The organism is Hymenobacter piscis (genome assembly GCF_018760735.1).
In the GTDB taxonomy this organism is placed as follows: Bacteria; Bacteroidota; Bacteroidia; order Cytophagales; family Hymenobacteraceae; genus Hymenobacter; species Hymenobacter piscis.
In genome coordinates this window covers 16,920-42,683 of record NZ_JAHHZN010000006.1, presented here as the reverse complement: position 1 = coordinate 42,683, position 25,764 = coordinate 16,920, and the positions used below count along the sequence as shown (strand labels likewise).

The following is a 25,764-nucleotide window of genomic DNA, read 5'->3' as shown; positions in this document are numbered from 1 at the left end:
GGCCCCGTCAGGTTTCGCAGGTACGCATTACCTCCCGGGCAATGCCTAAGTTGGTGTCGTGGCAGTCCACGGCCACGTACAGGAAGCGCTTCCCGTCGGGCAGCAGCCGCAACAGATGCAGTTGGGAGCTCAGGGTAATGAGCAGTTCGGTCAGCTCTTCATCGGGAGGCAGGCGCAGGGCCTGCATGGCCTGGCGCTGCTGCCGGATTACTTCGGCATTGAACCCGATGATTTTGGCGGGATTGAAGTCTTTGCTGGTGGTATAAGAGGCCAACAGCTGGCCCGAGGCTACCTGGCCCACGGCCGCGGCCACCAGTTCGGGCAGGCCACTGAGTACGCGCGTAAGCACGCGCTCGGCGGCGGTGCGCTCCGGCCCGGCGGGAGCCGTCCCCACGATTTTATTCACGGGCGGCCCCGTCAGGGACTGGATATGATGAAGAAAGGGAATTTGCATGGAGAAGGGCCTGCCAAAAGCGTTGCGAACCAGTCGCCCGCTCCCGGGTAGTGCCGGTAGAAAGAGCCGGAAAACCAGCTACCCGGGCCAGGGAGCCCGGGCCCGGCGCTACCGGGGCGGCCGCCGCGCAGGCGGCCACCCCGGCACCGGGAGGCGCAACGACCCTACCTAGTTAACCGAGGCCGCGTGACTGCGCAGCACCTCGCGGGCAATAGCCAGGTTGGTATCGCGGGAGTTCACTACCAGGTAAATGAACTTGTTGTTTTCCGTGATTTTGAGCAGGTGAATCTGGTTGGAGAGCGTGATGAGGATGTCCTCAATCTTCTCATCGGTGAGCTTGAGGGCCGTCATGGCCTTCTGCTTCTGCTTTACCACTTCCGTGTTGTAAGCGGCGGCCGTATCGGGGTTGATGCCGGGTGAATTGGAGTGGGAGGCCAGGCTCATGCCCGAGTTAGTGTCAACCACGGCCACGGCGACCAGACCGGGCAGGTCGTTGATGATGTCCTGAACTACCTTACCGGCGTTGTTATTTACAGAGTATGCCATGATGCAGGGGAAAAAGGGGGAAGGGGAAATGAAAAAAGTGGAAGTGAAAAGCCGGGCTGCTCCCTGACTGCATGGGGCTCCGGCGGCCGGTACCCCGGACCCACGCGTTGATCCGCGGTGGCCGGCAGTCCGGTAGCGCCCAGGGCCTGGGAGGCAGCCACCTGCTCAACCGTTTTCAGCGGCTGCCAGCAGACTGACTTGCTATACAAACTTCCGCTTTCCCCCAGCCAAAAGAAATGATGCGTATCATTCCTGGAAATGATAATGGTTAAACTTTTCCCCGCGAATTCAGCCTGGGAAACCATTATGGGATTTTAAAAATCCTATTCATACCCAATTCCCTCCAATCGGCTGCGGCCCATGCGCCTTCCCATCCCGGCCAGGCCCCTTACCTGAATCGAACCGCCATGGCCGGAGTTCGTCTGGGCAATTGGCGCAACGGCTCGGCTAATCGTAGCGGCTGGCGAGTTGGGAGAGTTTGTCGAGCTGCCGGATGGTGATGCGGCTGCCCTGGGTGGTTACGAGGCCTTCCTGGCGGAAATCGGAAAGCAGGCGGCTGGCGGTTTCCTTGGTGGTACCGGTGAGGGCCGCCAGGTCGTCGCGGGAAACGGGAATACTAAACGCCGTTTTGGATGTCGTTGCCGCTGCCGTGGCTGCCGTAGTCGGCTCAAACAGGCGGTGCAAGAGCAGCAGCGCTTCGGCCAGCCGTTCGCGCACGGGCTTGTAGGCCGTGTGCAGCAGCCGGCTCTCGGCGTCGCCCAGGTTCTGGGCCAGCAGGCGCAGCAGGGAATGGGTAAACTGCGGATTCTGTTCCAGCAAGCTGAAAAAATCAGGCCGGGGCACCAGGCACACCACACAATCGGTAAGGGCCGTGGCGGTGGTGGTGCAGATGTCGCCGCTCATCAGGGAGCGGTAAGCCAGCACATCGCCCTCCCGGGCCAGGCGGATAATCTGCTCCTTGCCATCGGCGCTGAGCTTGGAAATTTTCACCTTGCCCTGGTACACGCAATAAAGCCCCGGCACCCGGGCTCCGGCCTGAAAAATGTACTGGCCCTTGGCATAGAACTGGTGCTGTTTACTGCCCGCAATCAGCGATAATTCAGTATGCTGGCAGGAACCCAGCAAGGAGTGCTGGTAGTGCGGACATTGCTGACAATTGAGGGGAACTGCAGGCGCTGTCATATTCTTGGTTTAGCTTGGCCCTTCGCCCGGCGCCCATTAGCACAGCCGGTAAAAGTTCTACTGCTATCAATAATTACCCGTCCGGCCCAGCTTCTTCTCCAAGTTAAATAACACTTAAAAAAGTACCAAAACATAGCACTTAAGCCGGCCTTTAATCAACAAATGTAGCGAATAACCAGCTACGCAGTCCTACTATAACACGTTTCAACCGGCAGTTGCAGAGACACTATTATCCCAAATCAGGAAATTCTCATACCAGAATAAGACTACTACCCACCTGTTATTCCAACAGGGTTCCGATATAGCAGTTTTCAGTGTCTACTTCCAGATTACCCCGCGTCAGATTGGGAATATCAATTGGTTTAAATATAGTAGAAACCAGGATATTCTGGTATTCGCCGCTGCCGGCCACCCGCACCCGGGCCGGCAGCTCAAAGCCGGGCACCTCGGTAATCCAGCGGGCCAGGGGCGGGCCGGTGACCGGGAAGCGCACTTCCAGGGTGGGCAGGCTGGTGTGGCGCAGGTACTGGTCGAATACCGGGGTGAGGTTCTGGCCGGTCTGGCGGTTGAAGTAGTCTACCACCTGCGCGGTCGTGACGGTCTGGTGGTAGAAGGTGCGGGAGAGGCCCCGCAGCAGCTCCCGCCACCGGGCATCGTCGGGCACGTAGGCCGTGCGGATGAGGTGGAGCAGGTTGCTGCCCTTGTCGTACATGTCGGAGGAACCTTCCTCATTCACCTCGTAAGGGCCGATGATGGGCGCGTCGTGGCGGATGTTGTGGCGCTGTCCGCGAATGTACTGGCGGGCGGCGTCCTTCCCGAACCGGCTTTCCACGAACAGGGCCTCGGAGTAGGTGGTGAAGCTCTCGTGAATCCACATGTCGGCAATGTCCTGGCTGGTGATGTTATTACCGAACCACTCGTGGCCGCTTTCGTGGATGATGATGAAGTCCCACTCCAGCCCCCAGCCGGTATCCGAGCGGTCCTGGCCCCGGTAGCCGTTCTGGTACTCGTTGCCGTAGGCCACGGCGCTCTGGTGCTCCATGCCCAGGTGGGGCGTCTCCACCAGCTTGTAGCCATCCTGATAGAAGGGATAGGGCCCGAACCAGTATTCCATGCTCTGGAGCATGGGCTTCACGTTCTCGCCAAACTGCGTTCTGGCCTTGCCGAGGTTTTCGGGCAGCACCCAGTAGTCGAGGCTGAGCGGGCCCTGCTCGCCGGCGTAGGTATCCTGGAAGTGGGCATAGTTGGCCACGTTCAGGGCCACGTTATAGTTGTTGATGGGGTTGCCCACGAACCAGTCGAAGCGGGTGGCCCCGCCTTGCAGCCTGGTGGTGCGGCGCAGGCGGCCGTTGGAGACGTCGGTGAGGCCCCTGGGCACCGTAACGCTGATGAGCATGGAATCCACCTCGTCGGCCTGGTGGTCTTTGCAGGGCCACCAGATGCTGGCGCCCACGCCCTGGCAGGCGGTGGCCACCCAGGGCTGGCCCCCGGCGTGCTCGGCAAACACGAAGCCCCCGTCCCAGGGCGCATTTTCTGCTACCGTAGGCCGCCCCCCGTAGTAGACCGTGAAGGCGGCGCGCCGGCCCTGTTTGATAGTTTCGGGAAAGGAAACGAATACGGCGTTGGCTTCGCGGGTGAAGGGCAGCGCCCGGCCCCCGTATTCCACCTTTTCCACGGCCAGGTTGGCAAACAGATCGAACTGCAGGCGGGTGAAATCCCGGGTGGCCGTGAAGCGAAACTCGTTGGAGCCCCGGATGGCGCGCCCGGCCACGTCGAGGCGCACATCGAGGTGGTAGTAGTTGATATCGTAGCAGGTGCGCAGGGGCGTGAGGTGGCCCCGAAGCGAGTCGGCGCGGGTGAAGGTGGGGGCCGCCGGCAGCAGCTGGGCCGCCGCGGGGTGCCGCAGACCGAGCACGGCGACCAGCAGCAGAAGTAGGGAAAGACGCACGGAGAAGCCAGTATAGTGGTGCGCAAAGAACGGCGTTGGCCGGTAAACGCTGCGTGCGGAGCCAGACATCTTAGCGCGAAAGTCAGGGGCGAACTACGGACCAGACCAGTCGCGCGGCGTACCTTCGGGGCTGCTTTTCCGCCCTATGCTCCCTACCCCCTCCCCTGCGCCGTCCCGGACGGCCGTTCTGCTCGCCTTCGCGGCGGTGTACCTTATCTGGGGCTCCACCTACCTGGGCATCCGCTTCGCCATTGATTCCATCCCGCCCCTGCTCATGGCGGGCACCCGCTACGCGCTGGCGGGGGCGCTGCTCTACGGCTTCATGCGCTGGCGGGGCGAGCCGGCCCCTACCCGGCGCGGCTGGCTCACGGCCCTGCTCATCGGCACCTGCCTGCTGGGCTTCGGCAACGGGGGCGTGACGCTGGGCGAGCAATATCTGCCCACGGGCCTGACGGCGCTGCTGGTGGCCACGGTGCCCATGTTTCTGGCGGTGCTGGGCTGGTGGAGCGGCATTTCGCAGCGGCCCCGGCCGCTGGTGGCGGTGGGCCTGGCCATTGGGCTGGCGGGCGTGTACCTGCTGGCCCGCACGCCCGGGGCCGGCCACGTGGCCAAGCCCGGCCACGCGGCCCTGGGCCTGGGCCTGGTGCTCACGGCGGCGCTGGTCTGGTCCATTGGCTCGCTGTACTCCAAAAACCACCAGCCGGCCCCTTCGCCGTTTCTTTCCGGGGGGATGCAGATGCTCTGCGGAGGCCTGCTTATGCTGGTGGTGGGTCTGCTGCGCGGCGAGGCCACCGGCTTCCACTTCAGCCAGGTGACCACCACGTCCTGGCTGGCGTACGTCTACCTGGTCACGTTCGGGAGCATCGTGGGGTTCACGGCCTATATCTGGCTGCTACGGGTAGTGGAGCCGGCCCTGGCGGGCACCTATGCCTTCGTGAACCCGGTGGTGGCCGTGCTGCTGGGCTGGGCTTTCCTGGGCGAAGTCCCCGGCCCGAAAATGCTGGGCGGCGCGGCCCTCATCACCGCCGCCGTGGCCCTGGTTGTCCTCGGCGGCCGCCAGCGGCGCTGATTGGTTGTTGGTTGTTGGTTGTTGGTTGTTGGTTGTTGGTTGTTAGAGGAAGGTAGCCCGGGGGCCGCGTAGCGACTTTCGGTTTGTAGCATTTGTTTTCCGGTTGAACGGTTGCGCCGCGTAGCGGTGCCCGGCCCGGCCGCCCGCTCCTGCGCTATTACGCGGCCAATCTATATTCTCCAACGCCCCACATCGACTGGCTCCCCCTCTCTCCCTGGAGAGGGGGCCGGGGGATGAGGCCCAACCGCCGGGTGCGCTACCTTTGCGCCATGCGCCACTCCCTTCTTGCCTTCAGCCTGAGCACGCTCGGGTTGCTGGGCGCCTGCCAGATGTCGAAACCCGCTGCTACCCCGGCCGTTGCCCGCGCCACTCCCGCCGCCGCGCCCCTGTGGGCCTCGGCCGCTTACACCGTGTACCCCGATTCGCTGGTGCAGGGCGCCTTCACAGCCCGGGCCCTGTCGCGCACCCGCCTCACCTCCGACTACCGGAGCCCCGCCAACGCCTTCCAGAGCCCGCGGGTGAGCTTCAAGTTCAGCCTCAACGGCAAAGACAACGAGATGCCCCCCGGCCAGGACCACCTGGTGGTGGCTCTGCCCGCCGCCGCCGGCACGGCCCTGAGCACGCCACCCATCGTGTTCGGGCAGCAGTACCTGGACCCGCGGCCCGCCCCCGCCGACGCCTACCTCGCCCCCGACACCCCACTAACCATCCGGCTGGATCTGCGGCCGATGCTGGCGGCTTTCCAGGCCCAGGGCTTCTACCAGCTCTACAACGGGCAGAAGCTGTACCAGGCCGATTTCAAGCACGTCTTCGTGGCCGGCAACACGGCTCCGCTGACCTGGGATTTCGACAACCTCATTAACAAGCCCCAGCTGGAGCTGCTTGACCCCGACGGGGACGGCATCTACGAAACGACGGTGGTGCTCAACGCCCACGCCGACCAGCCAACCACCGCCGCCCAGTGGCAGGCCAGCCTCGACGTGAGCGGGTTTCCCCAGCTCGAATCCGACTACCCCCTGCTCGACGCGCTCTATAACCTGGCCCTGGAAGAAGCGAAGCGGGCCGTGGAGCCCGATGGCACCTTCCGCACGGGCCAGGAATGGGCCGGCGTCTGGACCCGCGACATCAGCTACAGCATCATCCTGGCCCAGGCCCTGCTCCAGCCCGAAGTGGCCAAAACCAGCCTGCGCCGCAAGGTCACGCCCACTGGGCGCATCATTCAGGACACCGGCACCGGCGGGGCCTGGTCCGTGTCTACGGACCGCATCATCTGGGCCGCCGCGGCCTGGGAAATCTACCAGACCACCGGCGACGAAGCCTGGCTGCGCGAGGTCTACCCCATCGTCCGGAACACCATCGAGGACGACGTGCCGGTGGCCTACGACCCGGAAACCGGCCTCGTGCGGGGCGAATCGTCGTTTCTGGACTGGCGGGAGCAAACGTATCCCAAATGGATGCAGCCCGCCGACATCTACCAGAGCCAGAATTTGGGCACCAACGCCGCCCACTACCAGGGCAACGTGGTGCTGGCCCGCATGGCCACTCAGCTCGGCGAAACCGATGTGGCCCAGGCCGCCACGGAGCGGGCCGAGCGCATCAAGCGGGGCCTCAACCAGCACCTGTGGCTGGAGGAGCCGGGCTACTACGGGCAGTTTCGCTACGGCCGCAACTTCCCGGTGGTGTCGCCCAAGGCGGAGGCGTTGGGTGAGGCCCTGGCGGTGCTGTTCGGGGTGGCCGAGGAGGGCCGGGCCCGCACGGTGGTGGCCGGCACCCCGGTCATGGACTTCGGCGTGCCCTGCATCTACCCCCAGATTGCCGGCATTCCGCCCTACCACAACAACGCCGTGTGGCCCTTCGTGCAGAGCTACTGGGGGCTGGCGGCGGCCAGAGTCGGCAACGAAGCTTCCTTTCTGGCCAGCCTGATGGCCGTGGCCCGCCCGGCCGCCCTGTTTCTGACCAACAAGGAGAACTTTGTGGCCAGCAACGGTGATTTCGCGGGCACCCAGATCAACAGCAGCAACATGCTCTGGAGCCTTTCGGGCAGCCTGGGGCTGGTGTACAAGGGCCTGTTCGGCCTGAATTTCCAGCCCGACGGCCTCACGTTCCGGCCTTTCGTGCCCGAGGCCCTGCGCGGCACCCGCCGCCTGCGCAACCTGCACTACCGCGACGCCGTGCTGAGCGTGGAGCTGACCGGTTTCGGCCACCAGATTGCCCGCATCACCCTCGACGGCCAGCCCCTGCCCGACGCCACCGTGCCGGCCACCCTCACCGGGGCCCACACCATCCGGATTGAGCTGCTCAACCAGGCGCCGCCCGCCGCCGGCCAGCATCTGGTGCCCCCCCACGTAGCGCCCGCCACGCCCGCCGTTACGGCCACCGCCGGCCGCCTGCGTTGGGAGCCGGTGCCGGGCGCCACGGCCTATCAGGTGCTGCGCAACGGGCAGTTCGCGGCCCGCACCACCGATACCGCCCTGCCCCTGCCCGCCGCCGCCGGTTACGCCGAGTACCAGGTGCTGGCCCTGGACGCCGCCGGTTTCGGGGGCTTCGCCAGTGAGCCCCTGCCGGTGGCCGCTGCCACCAGCCGCACGGTGCTGGAGCTGGAAACGGTGGCCCCCCGGGCGGCGCAACCTTACCAGGGCTATTCCGGCCAGGGCTTCATCGAAGTCAGCAAGAGTGCCAACCGCCGCCTCACGCTGCCGGTTACCGTGCCCGCCGCCGGCCGCTACGCCCTCGATTTCCGCTACGCCAACGGCAACGGCCCCCTCAATACCAGCAACAAGTGCGCTTTGCGCACTTTGCGCCGGGGCGAGGAGCTGCTGGGCACCGTAGTGCTGCCCCAGCGCGGGATGGAAGAGTGGTCGGACTGGGGCTACTCCAACCCGATTGAGGTAACGCTGCCCGCCGGCCGCACCTTGCTCACCCTGACCTTCGAGGCCGCCAATGAAAACATGCACGGCGAAGTCAACCAGGCCATGCTCGACCACCTGCGCATCACGCGTCTGGATTGAGTGGTTGTTGGTTGTTAGAAGAAGATCTGTCATCCTGACGAAGGAAGAACCTTATCCTGTATGAAGTATCGGAAACACGCGGTTTCGTGCCTGCGGGATAAGGTCCTTCCTTCGTCAGGATGACAGTCCTTTTGTGCTGTTCTTTTTCTCCTCTCGCGCCGCCGTTCCTCATTCTCCCCAAACCCGTACTGTTATGCCTTCCCCCCTGCCCGACATCCGGACCGAGAACGACATCCGCCAGCTGGTGGATGGCTTTTACCAGCGCGTGCAGACCGACGAGCTGCTGGGGCCCGTGTTCGGGGCGGTGGTGCAGGACCAGTGGCCCCGGCACCTGGCCACCATGTACGACTTCTGGAGCGGGCTGCTGCTGGGCACGGGTCGCTACCGGGGCCGGCCGTTTCCCAAGCACCTGGTCCTGCCCATTGATGGCCGCCACTTCCGCCGCTGGCTCACGCTGTTCGTGGAAAACACCGAGGCCCGCTTCCAGGGCCCCGTGGCCGACGAGGCCATTTACCGGGCCGGCACCATCGCGGCCGTATTTGAGCATCGTATAAATCAGGCGCACAATCGATTATCTATTCTTTAGAAAAAAGAGGTCATTACAGCATCTAAACCCCGATTACGCGCGTAAAAGCGCATCCTGCCGGTGCTCTGTTCACCGAATGGACAGAAAAGTTTTTTCGCTAAAGCGTGAAAACTGCAAAAACCGCGTAAATTCGCTGCGTATCCGGACCGTTTCCCCTCTCTCGTATGGTTACTTTATCCAGTCTCCCCGATCTGCGCACCGAAGGCGACATCAAGACGCTGGTCGATACGGCCTTCGGCAAAGCGGCCAACGACGAACTGCTGGCTCCCCTGTGCCAGGCCGTAGCCCAGGTGCACTGGCCCCGCCACCTCACCTCCCTCTACGATTACTGGAGCTCGGCGCTGTTGGGCACCACCCGCTATCAGGAAGGACAACTGGTTCCGCTGCACTCCGCCCTGCCCCAGCGCGGGCCGCACCAGCAACGCTGGGCCGACCTGCTGCTGAAAGCGCTGGAAGAAAAGTTTGCCGGCAGCAAGGCGGAAGAAGCCAAGCACAAAGCCGCCACGCTGGCCTCCATCTCCCGCGCCGCCTGATTCGCTTCCGCATCCACCCGTTTTCCACCCACCCGTTCTCCTTTCTCACCCATCCACCCACCCGAAAAACCCGCCGGACCTGAATCCGGCGGTTTTTTTCCGACCGGCCGCCCCGGAGTCTGTTGCAGCAGATGCTTCCGGGTTCCGCCGTACTCGTGCCTGACCGACAACGGCCCCGACTACCATGGTAATCGGGGCCGTTGTCGGTCAGGCACGTTCGCGTTTTCAGGCCGTGGGCAGGGGCTGATGGTGCAGGGGCGGCTTGCGGGCAGCCAGGTCGCGCAGATAGCTCAGGTCCAGAATGCTGAAGCCGACTTTCGACAGGAAGGGCACGACCACGAACAGAATAGTTTCGGTGGTCTGGCTGAACAGGAACAGTCCGGAGGGCCCGAGGGCCCAGATGGTGGGGTAGGCAATCCAGAGGATGGTCAGGAAGCCCAGCAGCTTGTTGTAGATGCCGCCCAGCTCGGCGTCGGAGCGGGTGGCAATCTGGCGCAGCGGGCCCCACAGCACGTACAGCACGGCCACAAAGGCCCCGACCCCGCACAGAAACCAGATCAGCCGGGCCGTGCTGCTTTCCGACAGGTCGGCCAGCAGGCCGCAGACAATCATGACCACATCGGCCGCTACGAGGCCGAAGAGCAAGGTAATGCTGCGCTGGCCCTTGGGCGTGTAGAACATGGCCGTGAAGGCCAGGGCCAGCAGCAGCAGCGGCGTGCTCACCACCCAGTCGAGGTAGCGGGCGTAGTGGGTGATCTGGCCGGCCACCTCGGTTTTGCCCTGGCCCAGGGCCATGCCCGTGTACGCCAGCGCCGACCAGATGGGGATGAGCATGGCGATGCTGTATTCGTACTGCGGGACGTTTTTGGGGTTGCGGCTCCAGGTCCAGAACAGCAGGGCGCCGCCTACCATCAGGGCCACGTACAGCCAGTGGAGTAAGGTTTGAATTTCCATAAGGGTGCAGGGAAAAGGTGAGTAACAGCTCCCTCTACTGGCCAGACTGGCTTTAAGTTGTTTTTAACGTGCCCGACCGGAAGCGGGCAAACAAAAAAAGCCGGCTTCCTGGACTGGAAACCGGCTTTTTTTGCCAAATCAGGATTTACACCCCCAGCAACAGGCGGGTGGGATCTTCGAGCAGCTCCTTCACCCGCACCAGGAACGACACCGACTCGCGGCCGTCGATGATGCGGTGGTCGTAGCTCAGGGCCAGGTACATCATCGGGCGAATCACCACCTGGCCGTTTTCGGCCACGGGGCGTTGGATGATGTTGTGCATGCCCAGGATGGCCGACTGCGGGGCGTTGATGATCGGGGTGCTCATCATGGAGCCGAAAATGCCGCCGTTGGTGAGCGTGAACGTGCCGCCGGTCATCTGCTCGATGGTGAGCTTGTTGTCGCGGGCCAGAGTAGCCAGGCGCACCACTTCCTTCTCAATGCCTTCGAAGCTGAGCTGCTCGGCATTGCGGATAACCGGCACCACCAGCCCTTTGGGAGCCGAAACGGCAATGCTGATGTCGCAGAAGTCATTGTAGACGATGTCGGTGCCGTCAATCTGCGCATTCACGCTCGGCCACTCCTGCAAGGCCACGCACACGGCCTTGGTGAAGAAGGACATGAAGCCGAGACCCACGCCGTTTTTCTCCTTGAACTTGTCCTTGAACTTGGTGCGCAGGTCCATGATGGGCTGCATGTTCACCTCGTTGAAGGTGGTGAGCATGGCCGTCTCGTTCTTCACCGACACCAGGCGGCGGGATACCGTTTTGCGCAGGTTGCTCATCCGCTCCCGGCGCTGGTTCCGGTCGCCGCTGGCCGCCGGAGCAGCCTGCGGGGCCGCTGCCGGCTTGGCCGGAGCCGCAGCGGCCGGAGCCGGTGCCGCGGGCCGGGCCTGGGCGTTGCGGGCATCTTCTTTCGTGATGCGACCATCCCGGCCCGAACCCTGCACATCGGCGGGGCTGATGCCTTTTTCACCGAGAATTTTGCCGGCGGCCGGCGAAGGCGTGCCCGTGGCGTAAGTTGCGCTGTTAGCAGCTGCCTGTTGGCTGTTAGCAGCCGGAGCAGCCGGAGCAGCCGGCGCGGCGGCCGGAGTTGCAGCCGGAGCAGCGGCACCACTGCCACCCTCAATGCGGGCAATGGTAGCGCCGATACCGATGGTTTCGCCTTCCTTGGCCGCGTGGCGCAGGGTGCCGGCCCCTTCGGCGGGCAGCTCAAACGTGGCCTTGTCGGATTCCAGCTCGGCAATGATTTCGTCGCGCTCTACCTGGGCGCCATCTTCCTTCAGCCACTTGGCCACGGTTACTTCCGTGATGGACTCGCCCACGGCCGGAATCTTCATTTCCAGGGTGCCGCCGCCGTTGCCGGCCGGAGCGGCGCCGGCCGCGCCACCGGCGGGCTGGCCGCCGTAGCCAGTCTGGTCGCTGGCTGCCGGGTTTTCCTCGCCTTGGCTCACCGGATCGGTGGCGGCGGCAGCGGCGGGCTGGGTCGGGGCACTGGCAGCCGGAGCCGCGGCACCGTCGCCGTCGATTTCGGCAATGGCCGTACCGATGTCGATGGTTTCGCCTTCGGCTACTTTGATTTTCAGTACGCCGGCCGTTTCAGCGGGCAGCTCGAAGGTGGCCTTGTCGGATTCCAGCTCGGCAATAATTTCGTCGCGCTCTACCGTGTCGCCATCGGCTTTGAGCCACTTGGCAATGGTTACTTCGGTGATGGATTCGCCGACGGCGGGGATTTTGATTTCCAGACCCATAGGTGGGAGTTTTGAAGAGTGGTTCGTTAGCTGCTGGCTGCTGGCTGCTGGCGGTTAGCTTTCCGTTGTATGAAGCGAATAGCCAACAGCCATCAGCTAACAGCGCCGTAAAGATTAGTCCTGCTTCTTGGCTACTTCGGCGGTGGCTTTGATGTTGTCGTCGGCCACGGCCTGCTTGGGCTTGTCGAAGGCGCGGGCCACGAGGTCCTTCTGCTCCTGCACGTGCACCTTGTTGTAGCCGGTAGCCGGCGAGGCCGAGGGTTTGCGGGCAATCACGTCTTCCAGCTCGCGGCGCATGAAACGCAGCAGGTAGTTCCAGTAGCCCATGTTCTCGGGCTCTTCCTGCACCCAGAACAGCTTGGCTTTCGGGTATTTGGCCAGCTCGGCGGCCAGCTGCTTTTTGGGGAAGGGGTGCAGCTGCTCGAGGCGCACAATGGCCACGTCGGTCCGCTTGGACTCGCGCTGCTCCTCCAGCAGGTCGAAGTAGACTTTGCCCGAGCACAGCAGCACGCGCTTCACCTTCTTATCCTCGGCGTACACGTCGCCGAGCACCTCGCGGAAGTGGCCCGCGGTGAATTCCTCCACCGGCGACACGCACAGCGGGTGGCGCAGCATGGACTTGGGCGACATCACGACCAGCGGCTTGCGGAATTCCCAGGTCAGCTGCCGGCGCAGGGCGTGGAAGAAGTTGGCCGGCGTGGTCATGTTGGCCACGATGATGTTGTTCTCGGCGGCCAGCTGCAGGAACCGCTCGGGGCGGGCATTGGAGTGCTCGGGGCCCTGGCCCTCGTAGCCGTGGGGCAGCAGCATCACGAGGCCGTTCATGCGCTGCCACTTGCTCTCGGAGCTCACAATGAACTGGTCAATCATGGTCTGGGCGCCGTTGGCGAAGTCGCCGAACTGGGCCTCCCACACCACCAGGGCCGTGGGGTTGGCCATGGCATACCCAAATTCAAAGCCCAGCACCGCGTACTCGCTCAGCAGGGAGTTGTAAATGGCCAGCTTTTCCTGGCCCTCGCCGATGTGGTTGAGCGAGTTGTACGGAGCCGACGTTTCGGCGTCGTGCAATACGGCGTGGCGGTGCGAGAACGTGCCGCGCTGCACGTCCTGGCCGCTCACGCGCACAATGTGCTTCTCGGTGAGCAAAGAACCGTAAGCCAGCAGCTCGGCGGCGGCCCAGTTGAGCACCCGCGTCTCGAAGAACATCTTGCGGCGCTCTTCCATGAGTTTCTCAATCTGCTTGAGCGGCCGGAAGCCCTCGGGCAGGGTGGTCAGGGCGCGGCCGACCTGCTGCACGGCTTCCTCGCTGATGCCGGTTTCGGGCGACTGGTCGAAGTCCTCGGGTTTGCTCCGGCGCAGGCTGCGCCACTCGTTTTCGAGGGTCTGGTAATTGTAGGGCAGCGGCTTCTGCTTCACCAGATCCAGGCGGGCCTGGAGGGTGTCGCGGAATTCCTTGTCCAGCTCGGCGGCCAGCTCGGCGTCCACGTCGCCGCGGGCTACCAGCGCGGCATTGTATACCTCGCGGGGGTTCTGGTGCTTGCTGATGAGGTTGTAGAGCGTGGGCTGGGTGAACTTGGGCTCGTCCGACTCGTTGTGGCCGTGGCGGCGGTAGCAGACCATATCAATGAAGATATCGGCGTGGAACTGCTGGCGGTACTCGGTGGCCAGCTGCACGGCAAACACCACGGCCTCGGGGTCGTCGCCGTTCACGTGCAGGACCGGCGCATCGATAATCTTGGCCAGGTCGGTGCTGTAAATCGAAGACCGGGCGTCTTCGAAGTCGGTGGTGAAGCCCACCTGGTTGTTGATCACGAAGTGGATGGTGCCGCCGGCCTTGTAGCCTTCGAGCTGCGACATCTGCGTGACTTCGTAGCCGATGCCCTGCCCGGCCACGGCGGCGTCGCCGTGAATCAGGATGGGCAACACCTTATTATAGTCGTTGCCGTAGCCGTGGTCGAGCTTGGCGCGCACGAAGCCTTCCACCACCGGGTTCACGGCTTCGAGGTGGGACGGGTTGGGAGCCAGCTTCAGGTTCACGGAGTGGCCGCCGGCGTCTACCTGGCTGCTGTAGCCCATGTGGTACTTCACGTCGCCGTCGCCCATGGTCAGGTCGGGCACGGCCGTACCCTGGAACTCCGAGAAAATCTGCTCGTAGGTCTTGCCCATGATGTTGGCCAGCACGTTGAGCCGGCCGCGGTGGGCCATGCCAATCATCACTTCCTCCACGCCCAGCTCGGCGCCCTTGCGGATGATGGCGTCGAGGGCCGGGATGGTGGTTTCGCCACCTTCCAGCGAGAAGCGCTTCTGGCCCAGAAATTTGGTGTGCAGGAAGTTCTCGAACACCACGGCCTCGTTGAGCTTGCTCAGGATGCGCTTCTTGTACTCCTTGCTCGGGTTGAAACTGAGCGAATCCTGCTCTACTTTCTCCCGGAACCAGTCCAGCACCTGCGGGTCGCGGATGTACATGTACTCGAAGCCGATGCTGCGGGTGTAAATCTTCTGGAGAGCGGCCACAATCTCGCGCAGCGTAGCCTCCGTACCCAGCCCAATCACCTCGCCGTTGCGGAATCTGGTGTCGAGGTCGGTTTCGCTCAGGCCGAAGTCGGCGATGTTGAGGCGGGCTTTGCGGTCCTTCCGCTCGCGCACCGGGTTGGTGCGGGCCACCAGGTGGCCCCGGCTGCGGTAGGCGTAAATCAGGTTGCGCACCTGGGTTTCCTTGTCGCCGGCCACGAGGTCCACGGCGCGGACGCTGGGGGCTTCGTTGGTGCTGGCGCTGGTAGTCAGCACGCCTTCGCCGTCGGCCTGGGGCAGGTCGCCGCTCGGGTACTGCTGGGCGAAGTCGAAGCCTTCAAAGAATTTCTGCCAGCTGCTGTCTACCGAAGCCGGGTCGGCCTGGTAGGACTTGTAAAGCTGGTCGAGGTACTCGCCGTGGGCGTTGGCGATATAGGAGTATGCGTCCATGCGGTGGGAACTGGTAGTGTCAGGGGGTAAAGGTAACGGGTCTGACTAAGACCCGAAAACTGATATGCGCATCCACGAATAAACCTGTAGAACAAACAGATAGATTCATCAGGCATTTCTTCAGACCGGGCAATACGGCAATCTATTGAAATAGCCGGCATCAGCCAACAAAGCCCGGCTTTGCCCGGCGCGAAAAAAGCGCCGGGCAAAGCCGCTACCGGGCCGCCGGGCGGAAACGGTAGATTTCATACTTCCCCCGCTGGGCCGGGGCGTATTGCAACTGGGAGGTAGTGAAGTACACGTTGCCCTCGGCATCCTCGGCAAACGTATCGGCCCAGCGGATACGGGCATCCTGCACGGCATCGGTCACCGTTCCGGTGCGCGGGTCCGTCACGCGCACCGCATCGGTCGTCAGCATGCCCGACCAGATGCCGCCGTCGGCGGTGCGCCAGAGGCCGTCGGCCGGACCGATGGTGGCCACGGTCTGCACGGCGGCGCGCAGGCTGTCGGCCGGGGTGGCGCGACGCAGCAGGCGGGTGGGCACCCGGAACAGCTTCTCGCCGGTCAGCACCGCGAAGTAGAGCGTGTCCCCGTTGGCGGTCAGCTCAATGCCGTCGGAGTGGACGGGGTTGGTGAATCTGATACCGCCCGCGAACTCCAGGTAGGGCAGCGTGGGCTTGGTCACGGGCGCATCGGCCAGCTGGCGGCGCACCTGCCCGGAGCCCAGTTCCACCACCAGCAGCGCCCCGGAACCCGAGTCGGTGAGGTAAGCCACGTTGCGGACCACGTCCACGCGCACGTCGTTGAGGTAGGATTTGGGGTTCCAGGCCGCCGCCGGGAAGAAATAAGTGCGCAGCAGCTTGCCGCTGGCAATGTCGAAGGCGTGCAGGCGGGGGCCGGAGGGCAGCGCGCCCTTGAACTGGGGGTTGTTCGCATCAACCACCCAGAGGCGGTTGCGGCTATCCGCTACCACGCTCTGCACGCAGCTGAACTGCTCATCGGGCGAGGCACCGGGCTTCCAGTTGTTGCGGGCCGCATCGGGCCAGGGCCGGGTGGTGCCGTCGGCCAGCAGTTCGGCCACCGATACCGGCACATCGTCGGACCAGCGCGGGAAGTTCACGAAGCGGCGGCCATTGGGGGCAATGGTAATGCCGGTCCATTGCCGGTCGTGCTGGGCTACCAGTTCCAGTTGCACGGGAGCAGCCGGGGCAGCTGTTGCCTGAGGTGGGGTTTTGGTTTCGGCGTCCGAGGCAGCGGGCGAGGAACAGGCCACCAGCCAACCCGCGGTTAGCAGTACAGCGGAACGGGACAACAGGCGGGGGCTCAGCAGAGCAGATGGCAGCATACCAGGTGGGGCAGGTTGAGTGGAAAGTAAAAGCAGCGGGGGCGGCCGGTTCACTGAACGGGTTGGGGTTGCTTACGTTCCGCCGGCGGCCGGGTTCCGGGGCATCCATAACCACGGGCACCGTTGCTGCGTATGGGCGGGGCTGCCACTGCAGCTCCGCTGGCTGGGGCCTAGCCCGGTGCAGGAGTCGATTAAAAAAATAGTGCTTACCTTTGGCCCCTTCAAAGCGGAAAGGTTTTATAAGTACAATAATATATCATAATTATACACTTTTAAACCAATTTTCCGCCTCCATTGCGTGCTTTCGGCCCTTTTGCCGTAACCATATCGTCTGGAACTGCCTTCTTTTTTCAAAAAAGACGCTGTTTCCTCCCATAGCCGAGTCGGGCCGGCTGTCTACCCTCTCCGGACCAAGCGAGAGTTCACGAATCCAACAGCCATGTCCATTGCGTTATTTCTACTGACCTTCCTCTTCCCCCCCCGCACGATGGCAGTCCCCCTGATGGCGCTGCCTTCCACCGTAGCCACGCTCACGCCCCGCCCGGTAGCCGTGGCGCTGCCCGTACTGCCGGTTAAAAAAGCTCCCAGTACCTTGTCGTACCGCGTTACGGCCACCACGTACTGGCCCGAAGTGGGCCAGACCGATGACAACCCGATGGAAACCGCCGATGGCTCCATCATTCCGCGCCGCCATTCCAGCAAAACCCGCTGGCTGGCCGTATCCCGCGACATGCTCTCCAAATGGGGCGGTCCCTTCCGCTTCGGCGAAAAAGTCCGCGTCAGCGGCATTTCTGATGACCTCGACGGCATCTACATCATCCACGACACCATGAACCGCCGCCACCGCCACTGCGTGGATGTGCTGGTGAATGAGCAGGAGTGCAAAAACGGCCTGGAAGGCCGCTGGACCGGCATCCGGCTCCACAAACTTGGCCCCGAGCCAACCTGGCAGGCCAGCTAGGTTAGCTGTTAGCTGTTAGCTGTTAGCTGTTAGCTGTTAGCTGACTACTCGATTACCCTGCTTTTAAACGGATTTTTTCGTTTCCGCTCCCCGTTTTCCTTCCCGATTCAGGATTCCTCCGGGTACCGCTCCAGGTGCCGGGGCTGGCCGTGTGCGTCGTACAGAAACGAGAGCGGCTCCTCGGGCCGGGCCATGATTTCCGACAGGGGCAGTTGCCAGCGCTTCCACATTTCCAGCAACGACTGGGCATAGGCGCTGTTGTCCCAGGGATTGAAAATATCCCCCACGGTATCGTCGATGAGGGTGTCCATGATTACCTCCCGGTCGCCGGCCTGTACCGGGCGCGGGTAGTAGTCGGGCACCACGTTGAGCAGGTAGGCGGCATAGTATACCCGGGCCTTGAACTCGGCCACCTGCACCGGATGCAGCGGGCGCTGGGCCTGCCGGTAAACCTGCCGCATTGCCTGCCGGATAATGCCATTATCGACCAGGCAGGCCACCAGTACGGTTTCGTTGAGCTTGATACTGAAGGCGATGGTGCTCAAATCGTCGTCGTACTCGAAGGGCATGTCGTCCTGGGCGGGGTCGGTTTCCAGAATAAAGACCGAGCCCGGCACGAAGTCCTCATACGTCATGGGCACGCGCAGGGCCTGCAAAGGCTGAAAGAAGGCCTGGAAGCGCCGCAGCATCTGGGCATTTTCGGCCAGCGGATAGCGGGGCACGGCCAGCGGGTCGAGCTCGTTGAGCAGCTCCGTTACCAGCACCCCGTAAAACATCTTGCCCAGCCACAGGAACAGCAGCTGCTCATCCAGCTCCCGGAACCCCTGCACGCCCTGGCGGCTGATCTGCTCCAGGTGGGCCTCCAGGGGCTCCACGTGGCGGGTGCGGCACTGCTCACAGCAGGCAATGCGCAGTCCGGGATAGGCCACAATGCTCATATCGAGCAGCTTGATGGACCGCTCGCGCAGTTGGTAGCGGTCCAGGAGCCAGTCGGCAAACACCGGCACCGAATCCTGGCCCGGCACGGTGGATGCCCCGCACAGAAAGCATATCCGCGGGCTGAACTGCATGCCTTCGAAGGGGTCGTAGAGCGTAAGGTCGGCGGGAGCGGAAGCAGGCATGGGCGCAGGGGCAAAAGCAGAAAGAGCAGCAAAGGTACGCCACAACCGCGCTTAGGCCCGCTTTGTTGAGCCCGGGCCGAAGGAGCTTTCCGCTTGGGAAGCCCCTACCGCCTACCCGACCGGAATAAAAGCAGCCCCCGCACTTTACAAGGTGCGGGGGCTGCTTTTATTTCAGCAATGCGCTGTTCAGATTGATCGGGAGTCTAGCGCGAAAGGGCCGAGCCTAGCTTGATCAGCAGCTTACTGAGCTGGGTCAGGGGGGCGCGGTAGTTATCGGCCGTTTCTTCGGCTACTTTGGCCGTTTCGTTGCCCAGCGAAGCCAGAGTTTCGGCCAGATCGTGGGTTTGGGTATCGGAGGCGTGGAGCTGATCCCGCAGCAGCCCCAGCTCCTGGGTGATTTTGGCGAGGCCGGGCCGCTCGGAGGCCCGCAGCACTTCCGTCCACCGGTCAATTTCGGTCAGGCCGTGGGTATCGTTCTTGCCCGGCGTGCCGGCGCTGAGCAGGTTGAGCGTATCGGTGAGCAGGGCGGAATTCTGCTGATCGGTTACGTCGAGGGGCACGGCGGGCAGGGGCGTATTCTGGGGAGTGGAGGCAGTGGAATCCATGGGAAGCAAAACGGATGGTGGGCAATACAACTAGCCGGCTATACTGCTGCGCGGCCGGAAAAGTTGGCATATCCCGGCGCCTGATCCTGCGTACAGGCTCCTCGGCTTACCTTGGCCGGAAAGTTGCGGCCCGCGCCGCCCGCCTATGCTGCACCAGTACCAGTCTGCCCCGTTTTCCTCCCCCGTCCGCCAGCAGCAGTTCGATGCCGTAGCCGCCGCCCTGCGGGCCGAAGCAGGCGCCTCCGCCACTTTGCTGCTGGGCCAGGTGCCGCTGGCCGACGGCCAGGTGCTCGACGGCCTTATTCTGCGCCCGCGCAGCCTTACCATTGTGCAGCTGCTGCCCCTCGGGGGCCAGCTCCACATTCCGGATCTGCGCACCGGTCCGTGGTACCTCGCCGGCGCCCCCCTGGAGCTGCCCGACGACGCCCCTAATCCTTTCGCGCGCTTTGAGCAGCAGCGCGCCGCCCTCGCCGCCCGGCTGCACCACCTGCTGCCGGCCGAGGCAGCCAACCTGCACTTCATCACGGGGCTGGTTTTGTTTGGGGCGCCGGTCAGCTTCGGGCCGGAGGTGGAAGCACGCATGGCCGCTGTGCCGGCCGCTTCCACCTTCCACCTGCTGCCCGATCCGGCCCGGTTCACGCGGCGGCTGGCCCAGCTGGCTACTCCTGAAATCGACCTCACCCCCGCCGACCTGGACCAGGTAGCCGCCGCGCTCGGGGCGACCCCAACGACCGCCCCGCCGGCCGCGGCCGCCGCGCCCTCCCCCCAAGTCGCCTCAGCAGTCCTGCCCGAGCCGGCCACCACCAGCGAGTTGCTGCGCCAGAAGGCCGGCCAGCTCTGGCGCTGGCTGGGGGCCGAAGACCTGGACGAGCTCGACCGCACCTCCACGGGCTACGAAATCGACCTGGACGCCCGCAACCAGGAGAAGCAGGCCCTGGAGGACCTGCGCCTGCGCCTCCAGGCCGATATGCAGCAACAGCTACAGGCCCTCGAAACCCGGGAAGAGGAACGGGAGGCCCGCATGGCCCAGCTTCAGCAGCAGCTGCGCGCCGCCCCCGTAGCCCCCGAAGCGCCCGATCTGCAGGCCCAGCTGGCGGCGGAGAAGCGCGAGAAGCAGGCCCTGGAATCGGCCATGGCAGGCTACCGCACCGAGCTGGAATCCCGCAATCAGGAACTGGGACAGAAAATTCAGCAACTCGAACAGCTCATCACCCGCCTGGCCACCACCTCACCTACCAGCACCGTCAGCTCGACCCTACCGGCCGCCCCACCCGCCAGGGCAGCCGCTGAACCGACGCAAGCGGCCGGGCCGTTACCAGCCCGCCCGGCCCAGGCCCGGCGGGCCAACCCGGGGGCGCTGCCAGGGCAAGCGGCGCGCTGGCTGCCGCTGGCCGGCCGCTGGCTGCGCCGGCGCAACCTGCCGGCCAGCTGGGGCCAGGTGCTTGCGGGCCGTCCCCGCTACGCCGTGGCCGCGGGCGGGGCGGCGCTGTTGCTGGTCCTGGGCATTGCCCGCTGCAGCAGCTCCGATGTCCCCGTGGCCTTCCGCCAGAATGGCCGCCAGGGGTTGCTCACCGCCGATGGCGACACGCTGCTGCCCGCCCACTACACCAGCATCGGCGAGTTCCGGGCCGGCCGGGCCGTGGTGGAGCAGGACGGGGTATTCGGTTTCGTGGGGGCCGATGGGCAGGAGCTGCTGGCGCCCGCCTACGACGCGCTCTACCCCTACGCCGACGGCTATGCCCGGGCGCGGGCGGGCGGCCTCTACACGTTTGTAAACGAGGAAGCCGAGGAGTTCAGCACCTTCTACTATGCCGCCCGCGACTTTTCGGAGGGCTACGCGGCCGTGCTCAACAGCCAGGGCTGGCACTACATCCAGGGGCCTGAAGAATCCCCGGAGCCGGTCGTTTTTCAGGAGGCTTACCGCTTCGAGCAGGAGCTGGCCCGGGTAAAAACCAGGGGCGCGTTCACCTTCATCAGCCCCGCTTACCTGGCCGATACCACCGTGGGCACAGCCCCTTTCGGCCGCTACGCCAGCGCCACCGACTTCGACGCCGATGGCCGGGCCCGGGTCAGGCAGAGCGGCCGTACTTTTTATATCAACCGCGAGGGCGAGGAAGTGCAAGACTGAACCCGGCGCGGCTGACTCAGGCCGCCGGATTTAACTGCGCCCGGCCCGGGGCTGGCGCAAGCGCTAATGCCGGCCTTTGTGCTTGCCTTTGCCCTTGTGCTTGCCCTTGCCGCGCGCCCCCGGCGGATAGCGGACCAGGACCGGCTCGCCGGCCGAACTGCCCACCACCGACGCCCCGCTGAGCTGAAGGCGGCCGGTGCGGCCCCGTTCCACGGTGGCCACCTCCCCCAGCATGCTGCACCCCTGCCCGTCGCGCAGCTCGGTGCGGCGGCCGTCTTTTTCCACCACCCACCCGTCGCGCGTGACGCGGCGGCCGTTGGGCAGCTGCACATCGTGGGGCATGGGCCGGATTTCGCCGTTGCGGATCAGAAACACCGCGCCATCGCGCCGCTGAAAGCCGTCGTTGGCCTGAGCGGCGGCCAGGTGAGTCAGCAGGGTAAGTGCCAGAACAGATAATATGAATCTAAAATGCATAAGCGAGGGGGAAGAATAGCAGGGCTGCGAGAGATGTCCTGCTATACTGACAGCTTTACCAAACGGTCATACTGCGCTGCCCTGGATTAGGTTGAACGGCTACTAACAGCTGGCACATAAGCGCCATTTGTCAACGTACCGCATGCAGGATATGATGTACGAATAATAGGATTTTGCTTTTCAGTCCCAACAATTCGCTATATAGCATGACGCCATATATTCAGAGTAAAGTCGCTTATTTTCTATGGAAAACACCTACTGTTTTCATTCTTCTCTTGTTGTACGCATGCCCGCAAAGCCTTTCCAGCGGAAGTTTGATGAGAAATCCATCAGGCGGGCACTAGCTGATCCGGCTCTAACGGAGGCCCTTTACCTGGCTTCAGTCAGTCTGGCAGATGATGCCCAACGAATTCAGACCGGCGAAGACTTGGGCGAAAAGAAGCTGAGTAAAGTATTTGCCAGTCTCAGTCGCTATTACAGCCGCATGAGTAGCCGTTGCACTCCTTTTGCGTTGTTCGCCGGCTGCGGCGTAGCAAGTTGGGGGCAGCATACCCATATCGTGCGGAGCAGCCAGTCTGCCAGACGGCACACGCGCTTGGATATGCACTATCTGGGCGCCTTGGCCAGCCGCTTGGCAGAACGCCCGGATGTACGTCAACAACTCCGCTATTTCCCCAACAGTAGTCTATACGCCCTAGGTGAGGAGGTGCGGTATACTGAATTTCGATACGACCAGACATCCTTGATCCATCAACTTAGTGCTGTAACAGGCTCCGACACCTTACTGCAGGCCTTGGACCATAGTCGACCAGGCATCACCCGCCAAGCCCTCGCAACAGCCCTGCTCAGTGACGATTTACTGCTGGAAGACACGTTGGGTTTCGTGGATGCTCTTATTGAAGGTCAACTGCTAGTCAGCGAGTTGGAGCCCACAGTTACCGGGCCGGAGTTTATGACCCATGTACTCCAGGTTCTGGATCGCCTGCAACAGGAGCAGCCCAATAATCCGCTGGCTAGCATCAGACACGTACTGCGAGCAGTGCAAGGTGACTTGCTGGAGCTTGACCGGCCTGGCTCCGTAAATGCCCCGCACTCCTACGAGCAAATCATTCAGAAGCTTACGGCATTAGAGGCACCCTTGGAAGCCGGCAAATTATTCCAGACCGACCTCACGTATGACCTGGGCGGTGCCACGCTGGCCGAATCAGTTCAATCACAGCTTCTGGCAGCCGTTGAAGCACTTACTTATCTGGTGCCAGCCACCCAGCACCACCAGCTGAAGGCATTTCAGCAGCACTTTTATGCTCGCTACGCCGATCAGGAAGTACCCCTGCTTGAGGCGCTGGATAGTGAGAGTGGTATTGGATACGCCGGCAAGCGCGAGAGTTACGCGTCCCTGGTCCACGATCTGGCTCCTCCTGCCCCAACGGATGCTGGTAAAACTATCAATACCGCCGGTATTCAGCAACTGCTTCACCAGAAGCTTGTGCAGGCCGAGCGTAGCCAGGAATATACTATTCACCTCACCAAGGATGAGTTGCGAAGCTTCGCCCCGGTAGCACTGCCCTTGCCAGCATCCTTGTCGGTAGTGTTTCACATGGGTCCCAACCAGCAACTCGTACTCGAATCGGTGGGTGGAGCGAGTGCAGCCAACTTGCTAGGGCGGTTTGCGCACGCGGATGCCGCCATTGGAAAGATTGTGCGGGACACCACTCAATTCGAACAGGAAAGAAATCCGGACGTACGATTCGCTGAAGTATGCCATCTGCCCGCCAACCGAGTAGGTAATATTCTGTTGCGGCCTCACCTGCGTGATCTGGAAATTCCTTATCTGGCGCAGTCCACTCTTTCGGCGGAGCAGCAAACTCCCTTGCAGGATTTGTATCTATCGGTGCGGGCTGGCAAGCTTATTCTGCGCTCACGTCGGCTAAATCAACTCATCATTCCACGCCTGAGCTCTGCCCACAATTTCACCCGGCAGGCCCTGCCCATCTATCAGTTTCTGTGTGATCTGCAAACGCAGGGCTTCCAGACCCAACTCAACTTTAGTTGGCAGGCAGCTGCTTTTCCGACCAAGTTCTTCCCTCGGCTGACCTATGAGCAGGTGGTCTTACGCCCTGCCTCATGGAAGCTGGACGCTGCCGATTTGGCCACACTAGTAAAAGCTTCGCCAGCAGATCTGATACCACATCTAGAGATCTTTCGGACCCGTTGGCAATTGCCGGAACTCTTCACGTTGGCCGATGGTGATAATGAATTGCTGGTTGATGCCCATAACCCGCTCACGGTTCGCGCCTGGTTGGATCTGGTTAAAAGCCGCACCAGCATTGAGTTGAAGGAGTTTCTGCAGGAAACAACTACCCGGAGCCCGGTGACGGATGCCTCGGGGCACCCTTACGTGAGCCAGTTCGTTGCCACCCTTCTTCGAAAGACCGTCAGCTACCCGCGCATACCTTTACCCCACATTAGTTTATCCGGCTCCCACGTTCAACGCAACTTCACCCTAGGCTCGGAATGGTTCTATACCAAGCTTTACTGTGGTCAGCAGGTAGCTAATCGGATTCTGGGAAGCGTAATCAGGCCGCTCACTGAAACTCTGCAGGCCGAAGGCATCATTGATAAGTGGTTCTTTATCCGCTACGCCGATCCAGATGACCACCTGCGCGTCCGCCTACACTTGCCCGATCCGGCCAACGTAGGGCAGGTAATCCGCTTGGTGGAGCAGTATCTCCAACCACATCTTGCGTCGGGCTACGTCTGGAAAATGCAAACCGAGACGTACTGTCGCGAACTGGAGCGCTACGGCCCGCAAACCATCGAACTGGCCGAAGATCTTTTCTGTCTCGACAGTCGGTACGCAGTAGCCCTGTTGGCTTATGAGGGAGATGCTCTCCAAGCTGACGCAACCTATTGGCTGTGGAGCATCCGCATCGTTGATACGTTGTTGGACGCCTTCCACTATTCCACTGAGCAGAAAACCGAACTACTTCGCCGTATCAAGGAAGCCTTTGCCCAGGAGTTCCGAATGGACAAAAGCCTTAAACTACAGGTCGACAGCAAATTTCGGCACCATCGCGCGGCCATTTACCGGATTCTGGAACTAGAAGAGCGGGAAGCTACCCGGGCCGGCGAACCAATGCCGCTCCTGACCTACCACCGTACGACGGCAGCCCGACAGATTATCCAGCAACTATTGCAGCGGCATATAAACGGCACCCTCGAAGTACCGCTTGATCAGCTACTGGGCAGCTACGTGCACATGTTACTGAACCGGCTAATTTCTTCCCAGGCCCGGCTGCACGAAATGGTAATCTATGACTTTCTATTCCGTCATTATCACTCCCAGCAGAGCCGAGCGGCCGCACTTACTTCCGGTTACCGCTCATAATTTTCTCTTGCAGCGCCTTGAAAAAAGCCGGACGGTACGTTTCTCCTAACGGGACGTACGCCTTCATGTCCTTGAACAGAATCTGTCCTCCGTCGAGGGCCCGTATTTTATTCAGCGAGACAATGTAAGACTTGTGTACCCGCATAAACTGTCCGGAGGGCAGTTTTTCTTCCAGATCCTTAATATTGAGCAGAGTAATCACCCGGTCTTCACCAGTGCAGATAGACACATAGTTCTTGAGCCCTTCCACATATACAATTTCATCAAAGCTGACCTTCAGCATTTTGCCTTTATTCTCTGTTTTGACGAAGATATATTCATCCTCTTTGGGCAATTGCCACTTGGGCGAGGGTTCAGTAAATATGTTGAGGGCTTTTTGGGCTGCTTTCAGGAAACGGCTGAAATCAATGGGCTTGAGCAGATAGTCTAGGGCATTTAATTCAAAGCTCTCAACTGCAAATTCGCTGTAAGCTGTCGTCAGGACTACCCGACTACGGCCGTCCAGTAGCTTCATAAACTCCAGACCAGAGAGCTGAGGCATGTGAATGTCCAGAAATATCAGGTCGATGGGCTGCTGCTGCACTAAGCTGAGTGCCTCCAGGGGATTGGTGGTGGTGGCCGCGAGTGAGAGAAAAGGGGTCTTGCTGATGTAAGATGTCAGGATGTCAAGGGCACCCTGTTCATCATCCACAATGAGGCAGGAAATCATAGC

General features: G+C 62.4%; 19 protein-coding genes. 7 read left to right on the top strand and 12 right to left on the bottom strand.

What is annotated here, in order from left to right; all coding sequences use genetic code 11:
* Nucleotides 1-7 precede the first annotated feature (7 nt).
* From KLP40_RS08310 to KLP40_RS08295, 4 genes are all read right to left on the bottom strand, one after another.
* Nucleotides 8-454: a hypothetical protein gene (locus KLP40_RS08310; protein WP_215593314.1), complete on the bottom strand. Its 447-nt coding sequence runs from the start codon at nucleotides 452-454 to the stop codon at nucleotides 8-10.
* A gap of 168 nt (nucleotides 455-622) precedes the next feature.
* A complete protein-coding gene (locus KLP40_RS08305) occupies nucleotides 623-1,000 on the bottom strand; it encodes a hypothetical protein (RefSeq protein WP_215593313.1) in 378 nt (125 codons plus the stop codon).
* Between the two features lie 447 nt (nucleotides 1,001-1,447).
* A complete protein-coding gene (locus KLP40_RS08300) occupies nucleotides 1,448-2,125 on the bottom strand; it encodes a Crp/Fnr family transcriptional regulator (RefSeq protein WP_215593312.1) in 678 nt (225 codons plus the stop codon).
* 337 nt (nucleotides 2,126-2,462) lie between these two features.
* A complete protein-coding gene (locus KLP40_RS08295; protein WP_317196762.1) occupies nucleotides 2,463-4,130 on the bottom strand; it encodes a M1 family metallopeptidase in 1,668 nt (555 codons plus the stop codon).
* A gap of 145 nt (nucleotides 4,131-4,275) precedes the next feature.
* Here KLP40_RS08295 and KLP40_RS08290 point away from each other — a divergent pair, with 145 nt between their 5' ends.
* The 4 genes from KLP40_RS08290 (at nucleotide 4,276) to KLP40_RS08275 (ending at nucleotide 9,326) form a co-directional block, all read left to right on the top strand.
* The gene (locus tag KLP40_RS08290; protein WP_215593310.1) at nucleotides 4,276-5,199 is read left to right on the top strand and encodes an EamA family transporter; all 924 of its coding nucleotides are present in this window, start codon (nucleotides 4,276-4,278) and stop codon (nucleotides 5,197-5,199) included.
* 269 nt (nucleotides 5,200-5,468) lie between these two features.
* Nucleotides 5,469-8,207, top strand: coding sequence for an alpha-L-rhamnosidase-related protein (locus KLP40_RS08285; RefSeq protein ID WP_215593309.1), 2,739 nt, complete (start codon nucleotides 5,469-5,471; stop codon nucleotides 8,205-8,207).
* Between the two features lie 193 nt (nucleotides 8,208-8,400).
* Complete coding sequence (locus KLP40_RS08280) at nucleotides 8,401-8,793, top strand: group III truncated hemoglobin (protein ID WP_215593308.1); 393 nt, start codon at nucleotides 8,401-8,403, stop codon at nucleotides 8,791-8,793.
* Nucleotides 8,794-8,957: 164 nt separating this feature from the next.
* Nucleotides 8,958-9,326: a group III truncated hemoglobin gene (locus KLP40_RS08275; RefSeq protein ID WP_215593307.1), complete on the top strand. Its 369-nt coding sequence runs from the start codon at nucleotides 8,958-8,960 to the stop codon at nucleotides 9,324-9,326.
* Between the two features lie 225 nt (nucleotides 9,327-9,551).
* On the opposite strand, the gene KLP40_RS08270 is transcribed toward KLP40_RS08275, so the two are convergent.
* From KLP40_RS08270 to KLP40_RS08255, 4 genes are all read right to left on the bottom strand, one after another.
* Nucleotides 9,552-10,280 (bottom strand): bacteriorhodopsin, encoded by a 729-nt coding sequence (locus KLP40_RS08270; protein ID WP_215593306.1) that lies wholly within the window; start codon nucleotides 10,278-10,280, stop codon nucleotides 9,552-9,554.
* A gap of 145 nt (nucleotides 10,281-10,425) precedes the next feature.
* Complete coding sequence (odhB, locus tag KLP40_RS08265) at nucleotides 10,426-12,069, bottom strand: 2-oxoglutarate dehydrogenase complex dihydrolipoyllysine-residue succinyltransferase (RefSeq protein ID WP_215593305.1); 1,644 nt, start codon at nucleotides 12,067-12,069, stop codon at nucleotides 10,426-10,428.
* A 114-nt stretch (nucleotides 12,070-12,183) separates the two neighbouring features.
* On the bottom strand, nucleotides 12,184-15,030 hold the full coding sequence (locus KLP40_RS08260) for a 2-oxoglutarate dehydrogenase E1 component (RefSeq protein WP_215593304.1): 2,847 nt from the start codon (nucleotides 15,028-15,030) through the stop codon (nucleotides 12,184-12,186).
* Nucleotides 15,031-15,244: 214 nt separating this feature from the next.
* Nucleotides 15,245-16,375, bottom strand: a complete 1,131-nt coding sequence (locus KLP40_RS08255) for an L-dopachrome tautomerase-related protein (RefSeq protein ID WP_215593303.1) — start codon at nucleotides 16,373-16,375, stop codon at nucleotides 15,245-15,247.
* Between the two features lie 487 nt (nucleotides 16,376-16,862).
* Here KLP40_RS08255 and KLP40_RS08250 point away from each other — a divergent pair, with 487 nt between their 5' ends.
* Nucleotides 16,863-17,336, top strand: a complete 474-nt coding sequence (locus KLP40_RS08250) for an RlpA-like double-psi beta-barrel domain-containing protein (protein ID WP_215593302.1) — start codon at nucleotides 16,863-16,865, stop codon at nucleotides 17,334-17,336.
* Between the two features lie 107 nt (nucleotides 17,337-17,443).
* Here KLP40_RS08250 and KLP40_RS08245 read toward each other — a convergent pair whose 3' ends face one another.
* Both KLP40_RS08245 and KLP40_RS08240 read right to left on the bottom strand, forming a co-directional pair.
* Nucleotides 17,444-18,457, bottom strand: coding sequence for a hypothetical protein (locus KLP40_RS08245; RefSeq protein ID WP_215593301.1), 1,014 nt, complete (start codon nucleotides 18,455-18,457; stop codon nucleotides 17,444-17,446).
* A gap of 203 nt (nucleotides 18,458-18,660) precedes the next feature.
* On the bottom strand, nucleotides 18,661-19,062 hold the full coding sequence (locus KLP40_RS08240) for a hypothetical protein (protein ID WP_215593300.1): 402 nt from the start codon (nucleotides 19,060-19,062) through the stop codon (nucleotides 18,661-18,663).
* 145 nt (nucleotides 19,063-19,207) lie between these two features.
* Here KLP40_RS08240 and KLP40_RS08235 point away from each other — a divergent pair, with 145 nt between their 5' ends.
* Nucleotides 19,208-21,190: a WG repeat-containing protein gene (locus tag KLP40_RS08235; RefSeq protein ID WP_215593299.1), complete on the top strand. Its 1,983-nt coding sequence runs from the start codon at nucleotides 19,208-19,210 to the stop codon at nucleotides 21,188-21,190.
* 63 nt (nucleotides 21,191-21,253) lie between these two features.
* Here the strand turns inward: KLP40_RS08235 and KLP40_RS08230 are convergent, their stop codons facing one another.
* A complete protein-coding gene (locus KLP40_RS08230; protein WP_215593298.1) occupies nucleotides 21,254-21,664 on the bottom strand; it encodes a DUF6799 domain-containing protein in 411 nt (136 codons plus the stop codon).
* A 244-nt stretch (nucleotides 21,665-21,908) separates the two neighbouring features.
* Between KLP40_RS08230 and KLP40_RS08225 the strand changes: the two genes are divergently transcribed.
* Complete coding sequence (locus KLP40_RS08225; protein ID WP_215593297.1) at nucleotides 21,909-25,052, top strand: lantibiotic dehydratase; 3,144 nt, start codon at nucleotides 21,909-21,911, stop codon at nucleotides 25,050-25,052.
* Here KLP40_RS08225 and KLP40_RS08220 read toward each other — a convergent pair.
* On the bottom strand, nucleotides 25,030-25,761 hold the full coding sequence (locus KLP40_RS08220; RefSeq protein ID WP_215593296.1) for a LytR/AlgR family response regulator transcription factor: 732 nt from the start codon (nucleotides 25,759-25,761) through the stop codon (nucleotides 25,030-25,032). The two genes, KLP40_RS08225 and KLP40_RS08220, sit on opposite strands and share 23 nt — an antisense overlap.
* Nucleotides 25,762-25,764: the final 3 nt, after the last annotated feature.